This is a genomic window from Exiguobacterium sp. J17977, from assembly GCF_018616375.1.
In the GTDB taxonomy this organism is placed as follows: domain Bacteria; phylum Bacillota; class Bacilli; order Exiguobacteriales; family Exiguobacteriaceae; genus Exiguobacterium; species Exiguobacterium mexicanum.
Map to the genome: position 1 here is coordinate 23,230 of NZ_JAEQBB010000003.1, position 21,950 is coordinate 45,179.

26 protein-coding genes are annotated in these 21,950 nt (G+C 52.2%); 17 read left to right on the forward strand and 9 right to left on the reverse strand.

Annotated features, from left to right (window positions below):
* Positions 1 to 21 precede the first annotated feature (21 nt).
* The 4 genes from KNO58_RS06300 (at position 22) to KNO58_RS06315 (ending at position 4,007) form a co-directional block, all read left to right on the forward strand.
* Entirely contained in the window at positions 22 to 1,140 is a 1,119-nt protein-coding gene (locus KNO58_RS06300) for a DUF445 domain-containing protein (protein WP_251026126.1), read from the forward strand.
* A 35-nt stretch (positions 1,141 to 1,175) separates the two neighbouring features.
* Positions 1,176 to 1,547: a YlbF/YmcA family competence regulator gene (locus tag KNO58_RS06305; RefSeq protein ID WP_114166429.1), complete on the forward strand. Its 372-nt coding sequence runs from the start codon at positions 1,176 to 1,178 to the stop codon at positions 1,545 to 1,547.
* A 130-nt stretch (positions 1,548 to 1,677) separates the two neighbouring features.
* Positions 1,678 to 3,453 carry an SLC13 family permease gene (locus KNO58_RS06310; protein ID WP_251026127.1) on the forward strand — a complete coding sequence of 592 codons (1,776 nt, stop codon included), beginning with the start codon at positions 1,678 to 1,680 and terminating at the stop codon, positions 3,451 to 3,453.
* A 62-nt stretch (positions 3,454 to 3,515) separates the two neighbouring features.
* Positions 3,516 to 4,007, forward strand: coding sequence for a hypothetical protein (locus KNO58_RS06315; protein ID WP_214752340.1), 492 nt, complete (start codon positions 3,516 to 3,518; stop codon positions 4,005 to 4,007).
* A gap of 32 nt (positions 4,008 to 4,039) precedes the next feature.
* Here KNO58_RS06315 and KNO58_RS06320 read toward each other — a convergent pair whose 3' ends face one another.
* From KNO58_RS06320 to KNO58_RS06330, 3 genes are all read right to left on the reverse strand, one after another.
* A complete protein-coding gene (locus tag KNO58_RS06320) occupies positions 4,040 to 4,258 on the reverse strand; it encodes a YhzD family protein (protein ID WP_251026128.1) in 219 nt (72 codons plus the stop codon).
* A 39-nt stretch (positions 4,259 to 4,297) separates the two neighbouring features.
* Positions 4,298 to 5,389: a DNA polymerase IV gene (gene dinB, locus KNO58_RS06325; RefSeq protein WP_251026129.1), complete on the reverse strand. Its 1,092-nt coding sequence runs from the start codon at positions 5,387 to 5,389 to the stop codon at positions 4,298 to 4,300.
* Between the two features lie 68 nt (positions 5,390 to 5,457).
* On the reverse strand, positions 5,458 to 6,369 hold the full coding sequence (locus KNO58_RS06330) for a magnesium transporter CorA family protein (protein ID WP_214752342.1): 912 nt from the start codon (positions 6,367 to 6,369) through the stop codon (positions 5,458 to 5,460).
* Between the two features lie 172 nt (positions 6,370 to 6,541).
* Here KNO58_RS06330 and KNO58_RS06335 point away from each other — a divergent pair, with 172 nt between their 5' ends.
* Entirely contained in the window at positions 6,542 to 7,414 is an 873-nt protein-coding gene (locus tag KNO58_RS06335) for an HD domain-containing protein (RefSeq protein WP_214752877.1), read from the forward strand.
* Between the two features lie 41 nt (positions 7,415 to 7,455).
* Here the strand turns inward: KNO58_RS06335 and KNO58_RS06340 are convergent, their stop codons facing one another.
* Complete coding sequence (locus KNO58_RS06340; protein ID WP_214752343.1) at positions 7,456 to 8,454, reverse strand: peptidylprolyl isomerase; 999 nt, start codon at positions 8,452 to 8,454, stop codon at positions 7,456 to 7,458.
* A 151-nt stretch (positions 8,455 to 8,605) separates the two neighbouring features.
* On the opposite strand from KNO58_RS06340, the gene KNO58_RS06345 reads away from it, so the two are divergent.
* Positions 8,606 to 8,944, forward strand: coding sequence for a DUF1878 family protein (locus KNO58_RS06345; RefSeq protein WP_242679007.1), 339 nt, complete (start codon positions 8,606 to 8,608; stop codon positions 8,942 to 8,944).
* Here KNO58_RS06345 and KNO58_RS06350 read toward each other — a convergent pair.
* Both KNO58_RS06350 and KNO58_RS06355 read right to left on the reverse strand, forming a co-directional pair.
* Complete coding sequence (locus KNO58_RS06350) at positions 8,928 to 9,491, reverse strand: HTH-type transcriptional regulator Hpr (protein ID WP_021066715.1); 564 nt, start codon at positions 9,489 to 9,491, stop codon at positions 8,928 to 8,930. The genes KNO58_RS06345 and KNO58_RS06350 overlap by 17 nt on opposite strands.
* Before the next feature lie 60 nt (positions 9,492 to 9,551).
* Positions 9,552 to 9,908: a hypothetical protein gene (locus KNO58_RS06355; protein ID WP_021066714.1), complete on the reverse strand. Its 357-nt coding sequence runs from the start codon at positions 9,906 to 9,908 to the stop codon at positions 9,552 to 9,554.
* Positions 9,909 to 10,082: 174 nt separating this feature from the next.
* On the opposite strand from KNO58_RS06355, the gene KNO58_RS06360 reads away from it, so the two are divergent.
* Entirely contained in the window at positions 10,083 to 10,412 is a 330-nt protein-coding gene (locus tag KNO58_RS06360; RefSeq protein WP_241764606.1) for a hypothetical protein, read from the forward strand.
* 54 nt (positions 10,413 to 10,466) lie between these two features.
* Here KNO58_RS06360 and KNO58_RS06365 read toward each other — a convergent pair whose 3' ends face one another.
* Positions 10,467 to 10,895 (reverse strand): HIT family protein, encoded by a 429-nt coding sequence (locus KNO58_RS06365; protein WP_021066712.1) that lies wholly within the window; start codon positions 10,893 to 10,895, stop codon positions 10,467 to 10,469.
* 132 nt (positions 10,896 to 11,027) lie between these two features.
* On the opposite strand from KNO58_RS06365, the gene KNO58_RS06370 reads away from it, so the two are divergent.
* Positions 11,028 to 12,077, forward strand: coding sequence for a hypothetical protein (locus KNO58_RS06370; RefSeq protein WP_214752344.1), 1,050 nt, complete (start codon positions 11,028 to 11,030; stop codon positions 12,075 to 12,077).
* 47 nt (positions 12,078 to 12,124) lie between these two features.
* Here KNO58_RS06370 and KNO58_RS06375 read toward each other — a convergent pair whose 3' ends face one another.
* Positions 12,125 to 12,379 (reverse strand): GlsB/YeaQ/YmgE family stress response membrane protein, encoded by a 255-nt coding sequence (locus tag KNO58_RS06375; RefSeq protein WP_021066710.1) that lies wholly within the window; start codon positions 12,377 to 12,379, stop codon positions 12,125 to 12,127.
* Between the two features lie 172 nt (positions 12,380 to 12,551).
* Between KNO58_RS06375 and KNO58_RS06380 the strand changes: the two genes are divergently transcribed.
* The 5 genes from KNO58_RS06380 (at position 12,552) to KNO58_RS06400 (ending at position 16,478) form a co-directional block, all read left to right on the forward strand.
* Positions 12,552 to 13,289: an ABC transporter ATP-binding protein gene (locus tag KNO58_RS06380; protein WP_214752345.1), complete on the forward strand. Its 738-nt coding sequence runs from the start codon at positions 12,552 to 12,554 to the stop codon at positions 13,287 to 13,289.
* Entirely contained in the window at positions 13,286 to 14,416 is a 1,131-nt protein-coding gene (locus tag KNO58_RS06385; RefSeq protein ID WP_214752346.1) for an ABC transporter permease, read from the forward strand. Before KNO58_RS06380 ends, KNO58_RS06385 begins: the two co-directional genes overlap by 4 nt.
* Before the next feature lie 412 nt (positions 14,417 to 14,828).
* Complete coding sequence (locus tag KNO58_RS06390) at positions 14,829 to 15,359, forward strand: P-loop nucleotide/nucleoside kinase family protein (protein WP_214752347.1); 531 nt, start codon at positions 14,829 to 14,831, stop codon at positions 15,357 to 15,359.
* A gap of 26 nt (positions 15,360 to 15,385) precedes the next feature.
* The gene (locus KNO58_RS06395) at positions 15,386 to 15,874 is read left to right on the forward strand and encodes an aminotransferase class I/II-fold pyridoxal phosphate-dependent enzyme (protein ID WP_260570872.1); all 489 of its coding nucleotides are present in this window, start codon (positions 15,386 to 15,388) and stop codon (positions 15,872 to 15,874) included.
* Positions 15,875 to 16,034: 160 nt separating this feature from the next.
* Positions 16,035 to 16,478 carry a GNAT family N-acetyltransferase gene (locus KNO58_RS06400; protein WP_214752348.1) on the forward strand — a complete coding sequence of 148 codons (444 nt, stop codon included), beginning with the start codon at positions 16,035 to 16,037 and terminating at the stop codon, positions 16,476 to 16,478.
* Between the two features lie 258 nt (positions 16,479 to 16,736).
* Here the strand turns inward: KNO58_RS06400 and KNO58_RS06405 are convergent, their stop codons facing one another.
* Positions 16,737 to 18,035 carry an ammonium transporter gene (locus KNO58_RS06405; protein WP_214752349.1) on the reverse strand — a complete coding sequence of 433 codons (1,299 nt, stop codon included), beginning with the start codon at positions 18,033 to 18,035 and terminating at the stop codon, positions 16,737 to 16,739.
* A 128-nt stretch (positions 18,036 to 18,163) separates the two neighbouring features.
* Between KNO58_RS06405 and KNO58_RS06410 the strand changes: the two genes are divergently transcribed.
* The 4 genes from KNO58_RS06410 (at position 18,164) to hemG (ending at position 21,939) form a co-directional block, all read left to right on the forward strand.
* Entirely contained in the window at positions 18,164 to 18,469 is a 306-nt protein-coding gene (locus tag KNO58_RS06410) for a MerR family transcriptional regulator (protein WP_021066706.1), read from the forward strand.
* 116 nt (positions 18,470 to 18,585) lie between these two features.
* Positions 18,586 to 19,635 (forward strand): uroporphyrinogen decarboxylase, encoded by a 1,050-nt coding sequence (hemE, locus tag KNO58_RS06415; RefSeq protein WP_214752350.1) that lies wholly within the window; start codon positions 18,586 to 18,588, stop codon positions 19,633 to 19,635.
* On the forward strand, positions 19,632 to 20,561 hold the full coding sequence (gene hemH, locus KNO58_RS06420; RefSeq protein ID WP_214752352.1) for a ferrochelatase: 930 nt from the start codon (positions 19,632 to 19,634) through the stop codon (positions 20,559 to 20,561). Before hemE ends, hemH begins: the two co-directional genes overlap by 4 nt.
* The gene (gene hemG / locus KNO58_RS06425) at positions 20,554 to 21,939 is read left to right on the forward strand and encodes a protoporphyrinogen oxidase (RefSeq protein ID WP_214752354.1); all 1,386 of its coding nucleotides are present in this window, start codon (positions 20,554 to 20,556) and stop codon (positions 21,937 to 21,939) included. Before hemH ends, hemG begins: the two co-directional genes overlap by 8 nt.
* Positions 21,940 to 21,950 lie beyond the last annotated feature (11 nt).

A 21,950-nucleotide genomic window follows, 5' to 3' on the forward strand; every position in this document is an offset into this window, starting at 1 on the left:
TTCAGATCGGAGGCAGACAGTTTGGAGAGTCTAGTCAAAGTATTCATCATGATCGCTATCGGTGCGACAATCGGGGGAGTGACCAACTTCCTCGCCATCAAAATGTTATTCCGGCCCCATCACCCTAAATATATCGGGAACATGCGCGTCCCGTTCACGCCAGGTTTGATCCCGAAACGGCGAGATGAGTTGGCGACGAGCCTCGGTAAGACCGTCGTCAAACATTTGTTGACGCCGGAAGGGATGCGCAAGCGCCTGCTCGATGAACAGGTCGGCGGCCATATCACGTTTTACGTTCAAGGCGAGGTACGGACGATGCTGCGCTCCGATCAGACGATTCGGTCGCTCATCGAACCGCTCTATCCGGATGCGGAGACCCGTGTCTTGGCAGAAGCGGACACGAAGCTCCGCCAAGAGCTTCGGCTCATCCTCGAGGATGTAAAGACGCGTAAGCTGTATGAGATTCTCGGTGAGGACGGCATGGACCGCGTCCGGGGCATCATTCCCGAAATCGTCGACGCCTTGCTCGTCAAATCGGAAGAGTATTTCTATTCGGTCGAAGGCGAGGCCCAACTTCGACACATGGTCGACTCGTTCGTCCAGCGTCGTCTCGGGTTCATTGCCGGGTTCGTGCAAAATTTGAATTTTGTCGAAATGATCCGTCCTGAGATTATCAATATCCTCCGTGGCAGCTCGACGCGATCGGGGATGGCTGAAATGATTACGCGCGAGTTCGAACGGTTCAGCGAACGGTCGGTCGATACGTTGCTTGACGATCGTCTCGAGGAACGGTTGATTGACGGTGTGACGACGGAAGTCGTCTCGCGCTTGCCGGTCGGAGCGTTGCTCGATCGGACGGTCCACTCGTATACACGAGACATCGAAGACCGCGTCGTCGACGAACTCGTCCCGGCCGGAGTCCGACTCGTCATCACTCGCTTCACGGATCAAATGGAGACGGTCATGGAGCGCCTCAAAATCGACCAAATCGTGCAAGAGCAGGTAAGCTCGCTTGATACGTCGTACCTCGAAGAGATCGTCCTGTCGATCTCAAAACGAGAGTTCCGGGCAATAACATGGCTTGGCGCCTTGTTAGGTGGTATGATTGGGTTGATTCAAGGGTTGATTGCCATTATTTGAGGGGCACGCCCTAATAGTATTTAGGAGGACGTCACATGTCACAAACAAACTTGTACGATCATGCTTACCAATTGGAAAAAGCACTTCGCGATTCTGAGGAGTTCACAAATCTCTCTTCACTATACGATCGTGTCAATGCGGATGCAGAAGCGAACCAGTTATTCGCTGACTTCCGTGACATCCAAATGACGCTTCAACAGAAGCAGATGCAAGGCGAAGAAATCTCTGAACAAGAGATGATGGACGCACAAACGAAAATGATGGGCGTTCAACAGAACGAATTGATCATGGAGCTCATGCAAGAAGAGCAACGCATGCATCAACTCGTCACAGAAGTGACGAAAATTATCATGAAGCCACTTGAAGAGCTTTACGCTCCGATGGTCAATGATAACGAAGTTCAATAAGACGTAATGCGGATGGCAATCGAGCCATCCGTTTTTTTGTTGCCAAGATTGTCACGCCGTTGATGATAACGCTTACAATGCGCGTGGTATAGTAAGATTGTAGAATCTTTCACAAGAAAGGGTGGACGTAATGGTCACCTTGGTGATTTTAACGATCATGATAATCGGGTTTATCGGAGGATGGCTCCGAGCCGACTTGGTAGCACTCCTCGGCCTCTTGTTGCTCGTCTTGACGAATCAATTGACGCCGGTTGAAGCGATGGCCGGATTTTCGAATTCGGTCGTGCTTATGATTGCCGGACTGTTCATCGTCGGGGCCGGCCTATTTCATACGGGTTTGGCCGAGCGGTTAGGCGCCGCACTCATCCCGTACGCGAAAGGGAGTGAGGTGCGTCTCTTTCTCGTCTTGATGGTCACCGTGACGTTATTGTCGAGTCTCATGTCGAATACAGGGACGGTCGCCCTATTGATTCCGGTCGTCCTCGCCATGTCGAGACAGATAGGGACGAGTCCGGCCAAACTGTTGATGCCGCTCGCGTTCTTCTCGAGTATCGGGGGGACGATGACATTGATTGGGACGCCGCCGAACCTGGTAGCGGCCGAGACGTTACGAAATACGTCCGCCGGCACGCTCGGTTTCTTCGCGCTCTTTCCGATCGGGCTCGTCATGGCAGTCGTCGGGCTGCTGTATTTTCACGTCATCGGCAACCGATTGCTCGGTACGAACGAGGTGCGACCCTCGGCGATGCACCGGTCGGCCGTGCCGCACATAAGCCTGTTTGCCTTTATCCTCTCGAAAGGGCATCCGTTAATCGGACGGACGATTCGCGACGTCAACTGGTCGCGAGATGGTCTGATCGTCGTCGGCGAACAAGAAAAAAGCGTGACGCACCGCTTCGTCACGGCTCGCGCGGAAACCCGTCTGATCGAAGGGAAAGTGTATGTCAGCGGAGCGGAGGCGGATGTCCGGCGGATTGCTCGAAGGGAAGGAGTGGCGGTCGAACAGGTCGACTTGAAGGCCGTCTACGGGAAAGCGGGCGGCGTTGCCGTCTTCACCATCCCGACGGATAGCCCGCTCGTCGGCCGGTGTTTATCGGATAGTCACTTGCGCAACGAATATCGGTTGAACGTGCTTCAAGTCATTCGTCCGAACGAAGAGATTGCCCTCACACGATTGAAAGACGTCCCGCTCGAGCGCGGAGATATGCTTGTCGCGCAAGGGGAGTGGGACGACTTAGAGCGAGCCGGGGACGAGACGGCCTTATTGCTCGCCAATGAGCGGGTAACCGATGTCGCGAACCGGGCCGTGTCGGAGCGTCATCAGTTGGCAGCGGGGCTGATTATGCTCATGATGATTGCGCTCCTCGTTTTCGAATGGGTCGATCCGACCGTGGCGGTGTGGCTCGCTGCGCTGGCGATGGTGCTCACGGGAGCCGTGCGCCACATGGACGTCGCCTATGAATCGATTCAGTGGTCCTCACTATTATTGATTGCCGCGATGATTCCCGTCGGTCAAGCACTCGACAATGCCGGGATTATGAGCTGGCTCGTCACGTGGATCAGCGATTCGTTCGGTCAAGCTGGACCGGTCTTGGTGCTCGTCGCCATCTTCCTCGCGACGATGGCACTCAGTCAAATCATCTCGAACACGGCGACGGCCGTCTTGTTCGCACCGCTCGCCGTATCACTCGCCGCGGCGCTTCACGTGAGCCCGGTCCCGCTTGTCGTCGCCGTCGCGATTGCGGCATCACTCGCATTCATGACCCCGTTCGGTTCGCCGACGAACGCGATGGTGTTCGGAATCGGGGGCTACCGTTTCTTCGATTTCGTCAAAGTCGGCTTGCCGCTGCAAGTGGTGACAGCCGTCATCGCTATCTTCACAATTTTACTCCTATTCCCATTTTGAAGGACATGTTGGTCGATCTGCCGAATATGTAAAAAAATGCTAAATGATGAGGTGGAGAGACGATGTGGAAACGAATCGGAATCATTGTATGTGCACTCTTGCTGGCAGCGTGCTCGAACGAAGGTGAACAGTCAAAACCGACGCTCGGGACGGATGCGAAAGTGGCCAAGGCGTACTTAGAGGAGCAAGGCTATGAGATCGTGTCTTATGAAGGGGATGGAACGTCAAGCTTCGAGAAGGCGGATTTGCTTGAATTGCCGACACGCAGTACGTGGGAAGTGCAGATGACACCTCCGGATGACTATATCGGACGCGACATTCGACAAGAGCATTTTATCGTCCGCGACCATCCGCTCGATGAAGTCGCAGAACTCGGCCAGACGAACGTCTCGGTCATGATGGTGGACGGCAAAATCATCGGCGGGACGTCATATCCGGATTCGGCCGAGCCGCTTACCGGATCGAGCTATTCACTCGATGGGAAGACGGCGGAAGAGTTGCATCCCGATTACACGGAGTGGCGCAGCGAGTGGGAAGCTAAATATAGTGAATGAACAAGCGCCTCGGGATTCCCGAGGCGCTTCTGTTATGAGGCCGTGCCTTTCAGTTTTCCTGGCAGTTTACAGCGCTCGAAGTAGATCAGTTGGCCGCTACGTGCGATGCGGGCTCCCTTGTGGAGGTGCCCGGCTTCCTCGAGCAACGTGAGGCCTTTCGTTTTCGCCTCGTCATCGCTTGCCGCGGTAAATGAATCGTTCAAGACGGTCGTGCCGTCGTTCTCGAACGCTGTGATCGTATACTGTTCCATCCGTCTGCCCCCTTTTCTTTCATTGTACTGAATGGTCATTCATTCTTCAAGCGGAGGTTTTGTCAGCTCCTCGAACGTGAGCTGACGGGCAGTCTCAGTACGGGGGATTAAATCGGACACCGTCATCCCGATTAAGCGGACCGGTTCAGCGATTGCCATCTCGTCGAATAGGCGGCGGGCAAGCCGTTTAATCTCGTCGTGGTCGTGCGTCGGATGATTCAGTTTGATTTGGTGGCTCCGGGCCTGGAACTCGCTCGTCTTGATTTTAATCGTCACCGTCTGGCAGCTGAGTTCGCGCCGGTCGAGCTGATGAAGCACGTCTTCGATTTCCGGGACGACCCGTTCATATACTTCTTCCGGATCATCGAGGTCGAACGCGAATGTCGTCTCGGAGCCGATCGATTTTCGTTCCCGCGTCGGTACGACGGGGCGGCTATCGCGACCGGACGCGAGTTCATACAGTTGGTTCCCGCGGTCGAATCCGAAAATGGCTTTCAATTGTTCAGGTTGCGCGCGCTGCAAATCAGCAATCGTATGGTAGTCGTGCTTGAACAGCGTTTGGGCCGTCACTTTGCCGACGCCGTGCATCGTCGTGATGGGGAGCGGGGCGAGGAACGATTTGACATCGGCCGCTTCGACGACCGTCAGTCCGTTCGGTTTGTTGAACCCGGAGGCGATTTTGGCGACGAACTTTGACGGGGCGACTCCGGCCGAGGCCGTCAGCCCCGTCCGGCGCTTGATTTCGCCGAGGATATAGCGCGCGATATAAGGGCCGGACGTGCTCATAAGTGTGTTCTCGGTCACGTCCAAATACGCCTCGTCAAGCGAGAGCGGTTCGACGAGCGGCGTGATGGACTTGAAGATGGCCATCACTTGCTGGCTCACTTGCCGATAGACGTGAAACCGCGGTTTGACGAACGTCGCCTGGGGACAGAGAGCGAACGCACGCCGTGATGACATGGCGCTGTGAATCCCGTATTTTCTCGCCTCATACGAACAGGTGGCGACCACCCCACGGCTGTGGGGGGCGCCACCGACGATGACAGGCTTATCACGTAAATCAGGACGGTCCCGTTGTTCGACCGAGGCGTAAAAAGCGTCCATATCGACGTGGATAATCAATCGTTCCATGTACATCACCTTTCTGTCTCATCTGCTCCTTTCAGTATACCGAACTTTTGTTCGTTTTTTTAGTCTTTTCACTCACTTCGTTTCTTACGTTGTTTTTCCAAGCGTTCTTGGTTCCGAATTTGATTTGGGAACTGTAAGAGCGAACCAATCCAATTTTTTCGTTTCAACCACGCATAGACCAAGCCTGTGAAGAGCATGATCATCATCCAGGCGAACAGATAACCGAGCGGCCACTTCAGTTCAGGCATCTCTTTGAAGTTCATTCCCCAGATGGCACCGAAGGCGACGACCGGTGTCGTCAACGCCGTGAAGACGGTCAGCGCCTTCATGATTTCGTTGCCGCGAAAGTTCGACAGCGTCGAGGCGAGGTCGGTTAACGCGATGACATCGGCTTGATAATGTTCGATTAACGTCAATAGACGGTCGACCCGATACGTGGCAAGGCGATAGGCTTTCAATTCATCTAAGTCGACATCAAGGAACGCCTCACGTCCGGCCATGAGTAACTCACGATATGGGACGACAGTGTCGGACCATCGTTCAATCTCGCTGCGGAGCCCGAAAATCTCGTTCATAAATTCGGGCGGGACTTGCCCGCTCATCTCGCGTTGGGTCATCATCAAGCGTTCTTCATACTCATCGATACCGTGGAAATAATAGTCCATCTTTTCAGAGAGCAGGTCATAGAATGCCTCGATTGGTGAGTCATATTGCTTCGCGGCCACTGTCTCGCAATACAGCTCATCGAATCCGATTGTCCATAAAAAGTCCCGGGTCACGAAATAGTGCCCGATTTTTTGTGGTTCGCGTTCGAGTTGTTCGTAGTCGAGCGTGAGCGACCCGTACATATAATCACGTTCGACGATGATTTTTGTGACTTTCGCCGTCGTCAATTGTTCGAGCCAATACGTGTACGCTTCCTCATAGTGATTGTCGACATGTACGATTTCTTCTGGTCGTGTATACCAATTCCAATTCATCTTCCATTCCCCCAATATGCTTCTCTCTGAAGTATTCCCGCTTTTCTTAGAAAGTTGGCATCTGGCCTGAACTTTCGTTAAGATGTAGGTACTGACAAGAGGAGAGGTGCTTTTTTTGACGACTACTAAAATCGGTCAGCTCAAAGTGGGCGACACGTTGAACCAATATGTGATGATTAAACAATCCTATCGCGGACTCGCCGGCAACGGCAAACCATATTTGACACTCATCCTATGCGACGAGAGCGGGGAGATTGAGACGAAAGTGTGGGACAGTGCCGATACGGACAAATATGCGACGAAAAAAATCGTCCACGCTTCCGGGGAAGTGATGGACTATCGCGGACGGACCCAGTTGAAACTCAAGCAAATTTCCATTATTGAAGGCGAGACTGACATCGCGCCGTACGTCCGCTCGGCACCTGTGCCGAAGTCGGAACTCGAGACAGGAATTCGCGGCTATATCGAGGCGATGGCGCACGCGGGGATGAAACAACTCGTGACGGCGCTCGTCGACCGGAACGAGGAGGCATACTTCACGTATCCGGCGGCGGTACGCCATCACCATGCGGTCTATTCAGGACTCGCGTTCCACGTCCTGTCGATGCTGAAGCTGGCTGACACGATGTGCGACCTGTATCCGCAATTGAATCGGGACTTGCTCGTTGCAGGCGTCGTGCTCCACGACTTGGCGAAAGTGATCGAGTTGTCGGACGCAATCACACCGGAATATACGCTCGAAGGCAAACTGCTCGGGCACTTGTCGCTTATGGCATCCGAGATTGAGGTCGTGGCACGCGAGCTCGGCACCGACCGTGAAGTCGTGACGTTGCTTCAACACCTCGTCCTCAGCCATCACGGGAAACCGGAGTGGGGGTCGGCGAACGCGCCGCAGCTCCCGGAAGCCGAGATGCTCTTCTTTATCGACAACATCGATGCCCGGATGAACATGTTCGATAAGGCGTTCGAAGGCGTCGAGCCAGGGACGTTCACAGAACGGGTCATGGCGCTCGATAACCGGGCGTTCTATAAACCGAAATTATAAAGGCATGCAAAAAAGACGTCCCGCGGGACGTCTTTTGTTGATTACTGCTCTGTCGATTCCTCGGCAGGAGCTTCTTCTGTACCTTCTTGTTCCGCTTTGAGCGCGTCTTTCACGGCGTCGAACTGCTTCGATGCTTTCGCATCTTTCACATCGACGTTATATTTCTCGATTAACTCGGCATAGATTTTGTTCGCGTCGACAGAAGCGGCTTTTTCAGTCGCTAATTCTTCACGGATACGATCTTTCTCGTCTTCGAGTTTAAGGTCTTTTTCTTTACGGTCCATGACTTTGATGACATGGAAGCCGAACTGTGACTGAACCGGCTCAGAGACTTTGTTGACGACGTCTTCTTGGAACGCGTACTCTTCAAATTCAGGGACCATGGCGCCGGCTGAGAAGTAACCGAGGTCGCCACCTTTTTCACCAGAACCTGTGTCTGTCGATTTTTCCTTCGCGACGTCAGCGAAGTCGGCACCGTCGTTCAATTCTTTAATGATCGCTTGTGCTTCTTCTTCTGTCTCGACGAGGATGTGGCTCGCCTTGACTTCGACGTTCTCTTTCGCGAATTGCGCTTCGATATCTTCGTCTGTTACTTCGACGAGCTCTGATTTCGCTGCATCGACGAGCATTTGACCACGGAGTGCTTCTTTGAACTCGTCCGTGCTGGCCATGCCGGCTTGTTGAATCGCTTGCTCGAACTCTTCTTTCGAGTTGAACTGCTCTTCGGTCTTGCTGAACTCTTCATCGACTTTGTCTTGCTCGACTTTGTCGCCATATTCTTTTTCGAGCAATTCGTTCATCGTTTCTTGGAACGCAAGTTGTGGGACCATGCTATCGTAGCTCTTGTCCACGATTTCGCCACGTGTCACTTCGCCGCCTTCAAAAGAAACAACTGTTGAGTTGTCAGAAGACCCGCCGCTTGTCGCCGCATACGTGCCGCCGACACCGATGAGAAGTGCAATCGCTGACGCGCCGACGAGGGCGCCTGTTGAAAACTTCTTGTTCTGTTTGTTAGGTTCATTCGTCATTCCGTTTGACATATATTCCACCCCTATAAATCTATAAGTTTCTAAATCCGACTATACCACATTTTGTTAATGATAACAGCTGTTCTCTTGCCTGTGTAGTATCATAGCACAGAAACGTGTCGTATAATGATGAAAGAGAATGTGAAATGATGGGGTGGAGAGCGTGTCGTTAGAAGAGAAAATCAATCAATTATCGTTTCAAATGGAACTGTTGCTCGGGGCGGTCGATTGGTCGGAGCGGCCGTTCGAACATGAGGTGCTCAAGGCGAATTTGACAAGGCAAGACGTCGTCGCGTTTTTCGCGTTGTTGGATGATATCCGAGAACGACAAAACGAGCAAATGCGCTACGGGCTGTCGTCCGTGGAGCCTTTGCTCGTTCATTTCGTCGGGATGCTTCATCCGCAGTTAGAGGCCGAGACGATTCTCGCGGCGTGTGTGCGCCAAGGGATGGCGCTAGACGTCACGGAACCGTTGTATCGGCAGGTCAAGCTTCTTTACTGATCTCGTCGTCCTCAGGGCGACGTCCGGCTTCTTCCGTGATCATTTTCGACGTTTCTGCGAAGATGTCCATGAAGTTGTCGCCATACAAGCGGCGAACGATCGCCGTGATGTCCGTCAAGTCCGGGAATTTTCCGTACAGTTCTTGGAGCGGGAGCGAGGCACGGAAGACGCCGTTCTCTTCCGGGTCGAACGCATGAATCGTCTCTAGCAAGAGCGCTTCACCTTCAGGCGTCAATTGGACGTACGTATTGCGTTTGTCCGTCTCCTTTTTCGAGAACGTGAGCAAACCGCGGTCTTCTAACTTCTTCGAGAAGTTGAACGCCGTCGATACGTGCATGACCCCGTATTTGGCAATCTCTGAAATCGAAGCGCCGCCGAGGGCGTGAGCGATCCATAAAATATGGTGCTCGTTTATGTTCAAGTCGAACGGTTTAATCCAATTTTGCCAGTCTTTCTCGACCGTCTTCCACAGTGCCTTACTAAGCTGAATGATTTTATGACTATAGAGCATGGCCTCAGGGCCAGTGAATTCTTTTTCGTGTTCCATGTCGATCCATCCTTTCCGATACAATGTGACTAAAACGACGGGCGATGACGACAGACTGGGTCAGTTGGCCTTTTCCGCTTTCGCTTCGGTCGCATCTGACTGTACGTTCGAAAGCTCGTTTAGGTTTCCTTGGATCCGCTCGATTGAAGGCTGAATGTCTTGTTGATAGCGTTCGACTTCGGCTTTCACTTGATCTGTCAATTCTTTTCCTTGTAACTTACCGGCCGCCGCAACTTGCGACGCATCTTTAGCGACTTTTTGGAATTGTTCTTTCAACGTAGTGATTGTAGACGCTCGGTGTTGATTGGCCGCCGCGTCATTCGCCGTTCCACGGGCGAGTTTTTTCACGGTCACAGCTCCTAGAAACGCTACGACAAAGCCGAAAGCAACCCAATCGCGACGATTGTGATTCGACAATACTTTCCCCTCCTCGAGCACGCTGATACTAGAATACATTCTTTTCATATTATTTTACCAAAAAAGAGAGATTAAAAACCTATATCTTAAATAAAATTTTTCAGAACATTCAATTTTGACCGAAAAATCATTTTATTTTAAACTATGGGTAAAGGAAGGTGACCTCCAGTGAATATGCAAAAGCGTTGGGTTGATGACATGTTAGACCTGTATAACGCGGCCAAGCGACTGGGAGATGACCCTTGGGCACAGACAATAATGGAAGCACTCGAGGCGGGATATGAAGCGTCGGAACAGAACGAACAGACGCGGAAACAAACTTTGCTTGAAAAGCGACTGATTGAAATAGACGCCCGTCTAAATTTGTTAAGAAAAGAATTCGAACAAGCGGAATCTGTCAAATCGCGGCAACAGTTATACGAGCAGGCGATTAAATTACAAGTCGAGCGTGCCCAAATCGAAGAGGAGCGGAAGCGCCATCTCGATTCAATCAACTCGTCATGAGGCGCGAGACAAAAATGGACCGGTCGCACATGGGGCGATCGGTCCATTTGCTTGTTATAGGTTTGCTTTAATACCGGCAGCAATCGCCTGCATGTCGTCAGATGAGTACGCGTCTTGATGCGTTTCCCATTTGGCGCCAAATCCGTCCGCCTCCCCGTAGCGCGGCAAGAGGTGGATGTGGAAGTGATAGACGGTCTGCCCGGCAATCGCTTCGGCGTTAGACAACACGTTCATCCCGATCGCGCCTGTTTCACGCTGAATCGCGTTCGCGACGGCAGGGACGGCTTGGAAGACGTCACGGGCCACGTCGGTCGGCAATTCATAGATGTTACGGGCGTGGTGTTTCGGGATGACGAGCGTATGTCCTTTCGTGACTTGAGAGATATCGAGGAACGCGACGACGGCGTCATCCTCGTATACCTTATACGACGGGATGTCATTGTTGACGATTTTACAAAAGATACAGTTGTCCTCAGTGTGCATGCTGACTCCTCCATTCATGAATGACTAATCCATTTCATCATAACATGGAAATTCGGGCGGAAGAACGATTGTCCGGACAGTCGATTCACCCTACACTGATATCAATAGCAAGTAGAGAGAGGAAGGGAACGGATGGCATATGTACGATCGAAGAAACCGTCGCGGCGACGAAACATTTACCTCGGTCTCCTCGTGACGCTCGGGATCGGCCTCGCGGTCGGTGCGTTCTATCAATGGGGATATAAACCGGCTGCCGCTAACGACAAGATTCACGTCCGCTTCAAGGACGCCTTGTTGACCGAAGACGTCAGCTTTTTCCAGGAGAACGTCGAATATGAAACGGAACCGCTCACGCAAGCCGAGGCGCTCCGGTTTATGGGGTGGTTGAATGAAGACAAGTCGATCCGCGGTGAGGCCATCTCGGAAGTGGCACAGGACCGGTCCGACCGGACGCAAGGCATGGAGACGGACGGATTGTTCCGGCTCGTCGATACGGGCGAAGGGCGGTTCGGCTTTGCGGATTATCGAATCGAGTTGTTGCCGAAGACGTTGCGGACGTCGGCAGACGTCCCGCTGACGAATATTTGGATCGACGGGGTGCAGGCGGGACGGATTGATGAGGCAGGCGAAGCAGTTGAGATGGTTCGCATGCCGGGCCGCTACGACGTCAAAGCCGTCGCCGTCATTGATGGGGAAACGGTTACCGAGACCGAGGACGTGACGTTGACGGAAGATGCGCAACTAGCGTTTGGCTTATTGCCGGACCAATCCGAGACGGTCGCCGGACAATTCGACCTCGAACGGGCCGAATTGATTGAAATCGAGGTCGAGGCGCAAACGGGTCATTCGATTGAGACGCTTGAGGCGCTCATGAACAAACGGGAACAGACGGTCGTCGACGAGCTCGGCGAACCGATCGAACGGGGCGACGTCTGGCGTTACGACGGCATGGAGCTCCGATTTGTCGACGGCCGGGTCGATCGCATCGATATCGATTTACAGAAGCGGCCCGACGACCTGATCGCGCTCTTAGGTGAGCCGAATGAACGGGTCGACACGGATTTTGGCGTCGAATGGCGCTACGACCGGACGTTGCTCGAGTCGATTTTCACGTTCCTGCGCTTACAAAGCGAGAAGCGGTTCATCGAGCGGGATGAGGCCATCTATCTCGTTTTGACATGACAAAAAACGGGACCCTCGGCGAGGGTCCCGTTTTCATGAGCCGTAGCTTAACGCTTGCGGTTCATTGATTTCATAACGAACGATACGATTAAAATCAAGATAATCGCACCGAGAAGTGCTGGGATAATCGCGATGCCGCCAACTGCAGGACCGAAGTCTCCGAAGATGAGGCCACCAAGCCAAGCACCGATGATACCAGCGATGATGTTCCCGATGACGCCGCCTGGCACGTCTTTACCTAAAATAAGACCTGCTAACCAACCGATGATACCCCCGACGATTAATGTGATAATCCAACCCATAACAACATTCTCCTCTCTGTCCTGTTTTGTCCATTGTTCTCACTAACAATTTTATGGAACAATGGAAGTAATGAATAAGTTTTAAAATGCCTTACAGTTCAGATTATTCCCATGTGACAGCTTTTAAAACATATATCACAAAAAAAAGTTGAAAATGAGGGGTGGAGTTTTCATGTTGCACGTCGACCATTTGAATGGCGGTTATATAGGTAAGCAAGTGTTACACGATATTTCGTTTGATGTAAAAAAAGGTGAGCTCGTCGGGCTGATAGGGCTAAACGGAGCCGGCAAGTCGACAACAATCAAACATATTTTAGGATTGCTTGATCCGATTTCAGGATCGGTCGAAGTCGATAGCCAGACACTCAGCTCGTCAGAAAAAAATTATCGTAAGAAAATTAGTTATATACCCGAGACCCCTATTTTGTACGACACGCTGACGTTGCGTGAACATCTGACGTTGATTGGGAAAGCGTATGACATCGACGCGGTGGATTTGACGAGCCGGACCGAGCGATTGGCACGAGATATGCGGATGGAGAAGCAACTGGACTGGTTCCCGTCCGTCTTCTCGAAAGGGATGCGTCAAAAAGCAATGATCCTATGTGCGCTCGTGACGAAGTCACCGCTCCTCATCGTCGATGAACCGTTCGTCGGACTCGATCCACTCGCAATCCGGCAATTGCTCCGATTGTTTGACGAGTATAAGGAAGATTGCGCCATCTTGATGTCGACACACATTTTAGAGACGGCCGAGCGCCACTGCGACCGTTTCGTCTTCTTGCACCAAGGGTCGGTCATCGCGACCGGGACGGCCGCGCAGCTGCGCGAGACATACGGTCTGCGTCCGGACGCCACGCTCGATGACATCTATGTCGAGGCGATTGAGGCCGAGGAGCGGAAACGATGAACGTATTCAAACAACGATTTGGCGTCTGGGTGGAAGACGTCGTGAAATACAGCCGCTACGTCGCAAACGGCGGGTTGTTGTTCACGCTTTATTTCACGCTCATCTACGGGGCGTTCGTGTATAACCAGTTTTTGACGGATTTGGACCCGGATTTTCCGAGTGAATGGATCGTGGCGCTGATTTGGTTGTTGCTGCCGCTCGGGCATCGTCCCCGGACGTTGATTCAAGAAGCGGACCAAGTCTTCTTATTGCCGCAACTCGGTGAGATTCGAGCGTTCATGACAGGCGTTCGCCTGTTCAACGTCGTCTTCGCTGCCGTCCGCGCCATCCTCGTCATGCTCGTCGTGTTGCCGCTGCTCGTTCGGACGCAAGCGCTCACGTCGGTCGAAGTCGGGGCCATCCTCGCGACGAGTGTGCTCATTTCAGCCGCGGGTCGTCTCGCCAAGTTGGAAGGCGTGAAATACGTCGTCTTGGCGAGTGCACTCGCCAGCGGCTTCCTCATCCTGTTCGGCGTACCGCTATTGACCCCGGTGCCCGCGCTCGTCCCGTTCGTCCTGCTCCACGTGCGACGGAACCAGCGCATCCCGCTGCTCGACTGGCTATTGCTCGAAGAGAAGAGCAAAGCCCAGTTCAACCGGGTCGTCAGTTGGTTCGTCGATGTGCCGGCGCTGCGGGAAGACGTTCGGGAGCGGTCGTTCATCGTGAGCCTGCTCGAACGTTCGGTATTGACCCGCGCCGATGCCGCCCGTTACGTGTACGGACTCCGGGTCATGCGGTCGAACGATTCACTCGACCTCGTATTGCGGCTTTCCGCCGTCGCGCTCGTCGTCATGTGGCTCTCGGGCGGATGGTACGTCGGACTGGTCGTCCCGCTCTTCGTCGGGTTGACGGCGCTCCAACTCGTCCCATTATTTAAACGGCTCGACACGGTGTCGATGGCGTCGTGGTTGCCAATCACACGTACCGAAAGGCTCGTCGCCTATAAATGGTGGGCGACTCGGTTGCTGTTCGCGCAACTGCTCGCCCTCGGTGCTGCCTCGCTCTTGTTCGGGGCGACGTGGGACGCGCTCGTCGGTCTCGTCTTGGCTTACGCGGTCGTCCGTTATTATTTGGCGAGATTGAAGTAAAATAGACACGTTAACGTTGATTTGATGTCAAATAAAAAATAGCCATTCATTAATCGTGATTGAGGTAAGAATGGCAAATAGTTTTGAACGTAGGATTTATAATTTCAGAGAAATTGTGATTCTGCGTTTTTTTGTGCAGAAATATAAATTTGATAGATTGCCATTCATCATATGGCTGTTTAGAAATATGTCTGAACTGTATAAAATTTAGACATCAATATGTTTCCTTTTCATTAAACATGAATATAGAAAATAATTGAACAGTTGGGAGACAAATAGAAGCATACAAGGCGATAATGCATTTTTAATCATTAAAATGAATCAAAGAGTCAATAGTGATAATTTTAAGATGAAAAAGAATAGATTCAGACCATCTTGACAAGCGTTTTAATTTGAAAGGGGTGCAATCGAAATGTTTGATGATTTTGATTTTAATCAAATCTACCAACAAAAAAAAGAAACTTCAAACTCTTTAGTTATAATGATGTGCGGTATCGCGGGGTCAGGAAAAACGACTTTCTCAAAAATATTAGAACAGAATGGTTTTGTTCGCCTCTCTATTGACGAAGAAATATGGAGGACTCATGGCCGTTGGGGAATCGATTTTCCAATGGAAGATTTCGAAAAATACCGTTTAGAGGCTGAAAACAAGTTATTCGGTTTACTCATTGAGCTGATAAAGGGAAAAAAGGATGTCGTTATCGATTTTAGTTTTTGGGATCGTGAGAGAAGAGAAAGATACAAAAAAATTATTGAAGATTTCGATGGGAAGTGGTTACTTATTTATTTGAAAGTTGAGGAAAGTGAGTTGCGGAAAAGACTTCTGCTGCGAAGTAAGCGTTTCGATGCAAATGCATTCCGCGTCTCAGATGAGCTTTTATTGTCATATCTGAAAGGCTTTGAAGTACCCACAGGTGAAGGTGAAATTGTAATAAATAATTAAAGTAATGCATCCTTAGAGAATAGAATGTGATTTACATCGGGAGCGTCTCGAAGTCACTGAGTCCTGGACTGCGAATCGGGTGGGTCGTCGGTCCGGAGCCGGTCATCAATCGACTGGCTGATATCAAGATGCAGACCGATTATGGATCGAGTTCGATCTCGCAACATCTCGTAGAAAAGTGGATCAGAAGGGTGATGTACCAGACGTTTATCGAGCAGACTCGAATCCGACTGAAAGAGCAGAGAGATTTCGTGGTGGAGCTATTGAGTAAGCATTTCACCCACATCGCCACGTGGAATATCCCTAGCGGTGGATTTTGGCTCGATCTGAAGGGAGACGTCTCGATTACCAAGCTGTTTCACTTAGCCCTGAAGGAAGGTGTTTTATTGAACCCTAGTGGTGTACGACAAATTGGAACAAAACCATTTGCGAATCTCTTATGCCTACGCCTCGAAAGAAGAGTTGGAGAGAGGATTGCGTTGAGTCGCCGAGCTCGTCAATATGTGCACGAATGAATCAAAGTGATAAGCCATAGTCGATTTCTATCAATACTCTCAGGGCGCTCTTGTTTGTTGTCATAATTCAAGTGAGCAGTGTGACTGGCATTAGCATGATGTCAAACTGTTCTGTTTAATTGAATGAGAAGGTAGAAAAAATTAAAAAGGTGGGGGACAAGTGGAAGTATATCAAGCGACCATTGCAGATATAGAGGGAGTATCGAGGCTCTTCGATTCGTACCGTATGTTTTACGAAAAGCAATCAGACGTGGAAGGAGCAAAGTCATACATAAAAGCACGCATCGAAAACAAGGAGTCCGTGATTTTCGTTGTGAAGAATGAACAGGAGTATCTAGGGTTTATTCAACTCTATCCGACGTTCTCATCGATCTCGATGAACAAGTCGTGGATCTTGAATGACATGTTCGTGAAAGAGGAGGCGCGAAACTTTGGAGTCGGGCAACTTCTGTTGGACCAAGCACGGGACTTCGCGATGGAATTGGGCGCCCAGGGTATCAGCCTGGAGACGGCACCGGAAAACACGGCTGCGCAAAGATTGTATGAAAAAAACGGATACGAGCAGGACACGCAGTTTCTCCATTACGTATTGCGTTTGATGTAAGTTCTGTAGACCTTGCTATGTGAATGAAAGGGGAAACGCTTCAACCTTCGTCGCAACTTTCAGACCGGATTCGACGAGGGCGTGACAAGGAGTTGTCAAGGTCAGATGTGGTTACCTGCATCTAAGTCTAAGCCTTGGGTGTCTAGGACTTAACATTATGAGATTATTAAGGGAAAACTAAAACGACTCCAGCCTATGATAAAAGAAGCCGGAGTCGTTTTCGTTTTTCAAAAGTTGATTGGCCGATTCGTATAAGCTTTATTTCTTAGGTGACATGACCGATACGCTCGACCCGAGAATTTTCGGGAGACGTGCCGGTGCTTCTGGTTCTGTCTCGACTTCACCGTAAGCCGAAACCCCGTGCTCGGCGATGTCGAGGCCGATATCTTCTTGTTCTTCTGTGACACGAAGACCGATCGTGACGTCAAGGAGTTTCAAGAAGGCGTAGCTACCGCCACCGGCGATGACCATCGCGATCAATACACCGAGTGCTTGGACACCGAGTTGAGTCAAGCCGCCGCCGTAGAAGAGGCCGGCCGAACCGATGCCAGTGATCTCGACCAAACGAGGTGAGGCGAAGAATCCGAGGGCGAGCGTCCCGATGATACCGGCGACACCGTGCACCGAGAAGGCGCAGAGTGGATCGTCGATATATTTTGCCATGAGGATGCTTGTACCGTACGTGGCGATCGAAGCGAGCGCGCCGATGACGATGGCGGCCCAAGGTTCGACGAAGGCGCAAGCAGCGGTGATGGCGACGAGTGCCCCGAGGACACCGTTGACGATTGTCGGGATGTCGGCCGTTTTCTTGTGAATCATGACGATGGCAAGAGCGCCGAGCGCACCGGCAGCCGTGGCGAGCATCGTCGTGAGAGCGACGTAACCGAAGAAGCCGTCCGCGACCGACATCGTCGATCCGGCGTTGAAACCGAACCAGCAGAGCCAGAGCACGAGTCCACCGACGACCGTCAAGACGTGGTTATGACCGGCGAGCGATTCCGTTTTACGACGTGGTTTCAAGATGATGGTGGCCATGAGTGCGGCCATCCCGCCTTGAAGGTGGACGACAGCCGAACCGGCGAAGTCTTGCATGCCCATCGTCCCAAGAAGTCCACCGGCCCATACCGAGCGGGCGACGATTGGATACAGGATGGCGACGAAGAAGATGCCGAACAAGACGTAAGCAGATAGTTTAGCCCGCTCTGCGAAACCACCCCAAGCGATGGCGAGTGCGACGGCGACGAATGACAACTGGAACAAGAATTTGATATCGATGGAGACGTTGGCCCAATCTAGGCTCGTGAACGAACCGTTCATGAAGAAACCTTCCGTCCCGAACCAGCGGGTCCCGTCCCCGAATGAGAGGCCGAAGCCGACAGCCCAAAAGGCGAGTGCCGCCACAGAGAGGCTGATGATTTGTTTGACTGCGACGTGCCCGGCGTTTTTAGCCCGGAGCGTCCCCGTCTCGAGCAACCCAAATCCAAGTTGCATCGTCAAGACGAGCAAGGCGGCGATGAGTACGAACAGCGTGTCCATATAATATAAGATGTCTTCCATGTTGCGATTCCTCCTTTTTTCCGATTGATGATTCAAAAGTTGTTTTCAGTGTAAGACGAAAAAATCAACTTGGATTGCAAATTGTCAGATTATCTGACATAGTTTTTTTATGAAGAGGAGGACGGGCGATGGACTATAAATCGAAGAAAGTGATCGGGATGGGCGTCATCACTGAACTGACGGGACTTTCGGAGCGGCAAGTCCGCTATTATGAGTCGAAAGGGCTTGTTTTTCCGGAACGGACAAAAGGTGGTTCACGTAAATATTCTTTCCATGACGTGGAACGATTGATTGATGTGGCCTCGAAACTCGAGGACGGGTGGCGGATTCAAGATATCAAAGATCGCGAGAAGCGCTTGTCGACGAAACAGCGTGACGATTTGATTCGTGGTCAGCTTAATTCGGCCTTCCGCACGTATCCGCCAAAGAAATGACACAAAGAAAACACAATGAAAATGCTTCACATTAGCATTATTCTAATTAATTTCTGTATAATGTTTTTGAGTTCACATACCTATAGAAGAAGAGTGTAGGAGAATTATAGAGGGGAATGACGCGACGTATGAACGATACTATTTTGAAGGCGTTTAAAGGAGAGGCGACAGACTATGTGCCCGTCTGGTACATGCGCCAAGCCGGACGCTACCAACCAGAATATCGTGAGATCAAAAAAACGAGGACCTTATTCGAAATCACCCATGATGCCGAACTGTGTGCCTACGTGACAGAGCTCCCGGTAAAACAACTAGGAGTCGACGCGGCCATTCTGTATAAAGATATTATGACGCCACTTCCGTCGATGGGTGTCGATGTGGAAATCAAGAGCGGCATCGGGCCGGTCATTGATAACCCGTACCGGACGATGGAAGACGTGGAACGCCTAAAACCACTCAACACGGACGACATCTCGTACGTGTTCGAGACGATCCGTTTGCTTCGGGAACGTTTAGAAGTCCCGCTCATCGGGTTCTCGGGCGCGCCGTTCACACTCGCAAGCTATATGATTGAAGGCGGCCCATCGAAGAGCTACCACCGGACGAAAGCGCTCATGTACGCCGAGCCGGACGTTTGGAACGCGCTCATGGACAAGCTTGGTGACATGGTCATCACGTATGCGACGGCGCAGGCGGAGGCCGGCATCCAAGCGTTCCAGTTGTTCGACTCATGGGTCGGGACGCTCAGCCGCAAAGATTATGTTCGTTATATCAAACCGACGACGGAACGAATCTTCACCGAGTTGCGCAAGCTCGACATCCCGCTCATCATGCACGGTGTCGGAGCGAGCCATCTCGTCGAGGAGTGGCAAGACCAGCCGCTCGACGTCGTCGGACTCGACTGGCGCCTGTCGATTCAAGAAGCGCGCGACCGCGGCATCACAAAAGCGGTCCAAGGTAACCTTGACCCGTCATTCTTGCTGGCTCCGTGGCCGATCATCGAGGCGAAAGTGAAAGAAATCCTCGATGAGGGGATGAAACAACCTGGATACGTCTTCAACTTGGGACATGGGGTGTTCCCGGAAGTCGATCCGTCTGTGCTCGTCAAATTGACAGCATTTATCCATGACTACTCACGTGAAAAAATGGGAGGCACATCATTATGAAAACCGTCGGATTACTCGTAATGGCTTATGGGACACCATACAAACCTGAAGATATCGAGCGTTACTATACGCACATCCGCTATGGCCGCAAACCTTCACCGGAAGCACTTCAAGACTTGACGGAGCGCTATGAGGCCATCGGTGGCGTGTCACCGCTCGCGAAAATCACAATCGATCAAGCGGAGACGCTCCGTGACATCTTGAACGAGCGCCACGTCGGCGAAATCGAGTTCAAGCTCTATATCGGGCTCAAGCACATCGAACCGTTCGTAGAAGATGCGGTCGCGCAAATGGCGAACGACGGCATCAAAGAAGCCGTATCGGTCGTATTGGCCCCGCACTACTCGTCATACAGCGTCAAGTCGTACAATGGACGGGCGCATGAAGAAGCCGCGAAGTATGGCGTCGAAATCCGTTCGGTCGAATCGTGGTACGATGAGCCGAAATTCATCAACTGGTGGGCGGAAGCCATCAAAGCGACGTTCGCGAACTTGCCGGTACCTGCCGAGAAGGCTTGCTTGATCGTCTCGGCGCACAGTCTCCCAGAGAAGATTTTGGCAGGCGGCGACCCGTATCCGGATCAATTGAAAGAGACGGCTGACAAAATCGCCCAAGCGGCGGGCGTACCGAACTATGAGGTCGGTTGGCAGTCGGAAGGCAACACGCCTGACCCGTGGATCGGACCGGACGTCCAAGATTTGACGGCTGAACTTTATGAAAAGCATGGCTATGAGGCGTTCGTTTACACGCCGGTCGGATTTGTCGCGGATCACCTCGAGGTGCTCTTCGATAACGACGTGGAATGTAAAGTCGTCTGTGACCGCCTTGGCGTTCACTACGCGCGCCCGAACATGCCAAACGCGGAGCGGAGCTTCATTGAAGCCATCGCCGATCGCATGGAAAGCGTGATTGTACATCATGCGTAATGTAACGATTGTCGGTGGTGGGATCACAGGTCTCACCGCCGCTTTTTATGCCGAACGTTATTTACCGGAGGATGTCACGATCAAGCTCGTCGAGACGAGCGGGCGGCTAGGCGGAAAAATCGATACGTTTGAGACGGGAGAATTTGCGGTCGAACGAGGTCCCGACTCTTACGTGTTCCGTAAGACGGCGATGACGGATTTGATTCATGACGTCGGTCTCGGCGATGAAATCGTCCGGAACGGGGTCGGACAAGCGTACGTACTCCATCATGACGGGTTGCATCCGATTCCGAAACAGACGGTCATGGGCATCCCGCTCGACGTTGATGCGTTCAAGGACACGACGCTCTTATCGGACGAAGAACATGCCGCGCTCCGGGCGATGCTCTTATCGCCACCGGACGTCGAGGCGCCGGAAACGGACGTCTCACTCGGCCTATACTTGCGGGAACGGGTCGGGGACCCGATTGTCGACCGGTTGATCGAACCGCTCCTTTCCGGGATTTACGCGGGAGACATCGACAAGATGAGCGCCTTGTCGACGTTCCCTCAGTTCATCGAAGGCGAGAAAAAGCACGGAAACTTGTATGAAGGGATGCGTCACTTGCGCCCCGAACAACGGGTCGCGGAAGTCGGTGCCAAGAAAGTCGGACAGTTCGCTTCACTCAAACGAGGGTTGAAGTCGCTCACCGATCGTCTTGCCGAGCGGCTAGAGCGCACCGAGATCGTCTTGAACTGTTCGGTCGAACAAGTCGAGGAGATTGAGGGCGGATATCGCCTGCTGACGAATCGAGGCGATATCGAGTCCGATCACCTCATCTTGACGGTCCCGCCCCGGCTCATCCGTCAGTTCTTACCAAAAGTCGACAGTAATTTTCTTGCGGATATGAAGCCGCACGCGACGGCGACGTGTTCGCTCGTATTCAAAGAAGACGATATTGAGCTGCCGTTCGTCGGGACGGGCTTCGTCACGAGCCAAGAGGCGGATGTGACGATTACGGCGTGCACGTTCATCGACCAGAAATGGCCGCACGCCGTGCCGGAAGGGTATCACGTCCTGCGCGTCTTTCTCGGACGTCCGGGCGCCGATGAGATCGTCGATGCGTCCGATGAGGAGATTGTCGCGACGGCGTTACGTGACCTTGGCGGCTTGATGACGATTAAAGCAGCTCCGCTCGAGACGGTCGTCAGCCGGCTCCGGGACGGGTTGCCACCTTACGCGGTCTTCCATTCCGACCGGGTCCGCGCGTTGCGCGCCGAGATGGGCCGCGTCTATCCCGGCATTCTGCTCGCGGGCATCGCCTATGACGGGATCGGCATGCCGGACTGCATCAAGAGCGTCCATGAACAGATTAAGGCGCTCGCGGAAGAAGGGTAAAGATTCGGAAG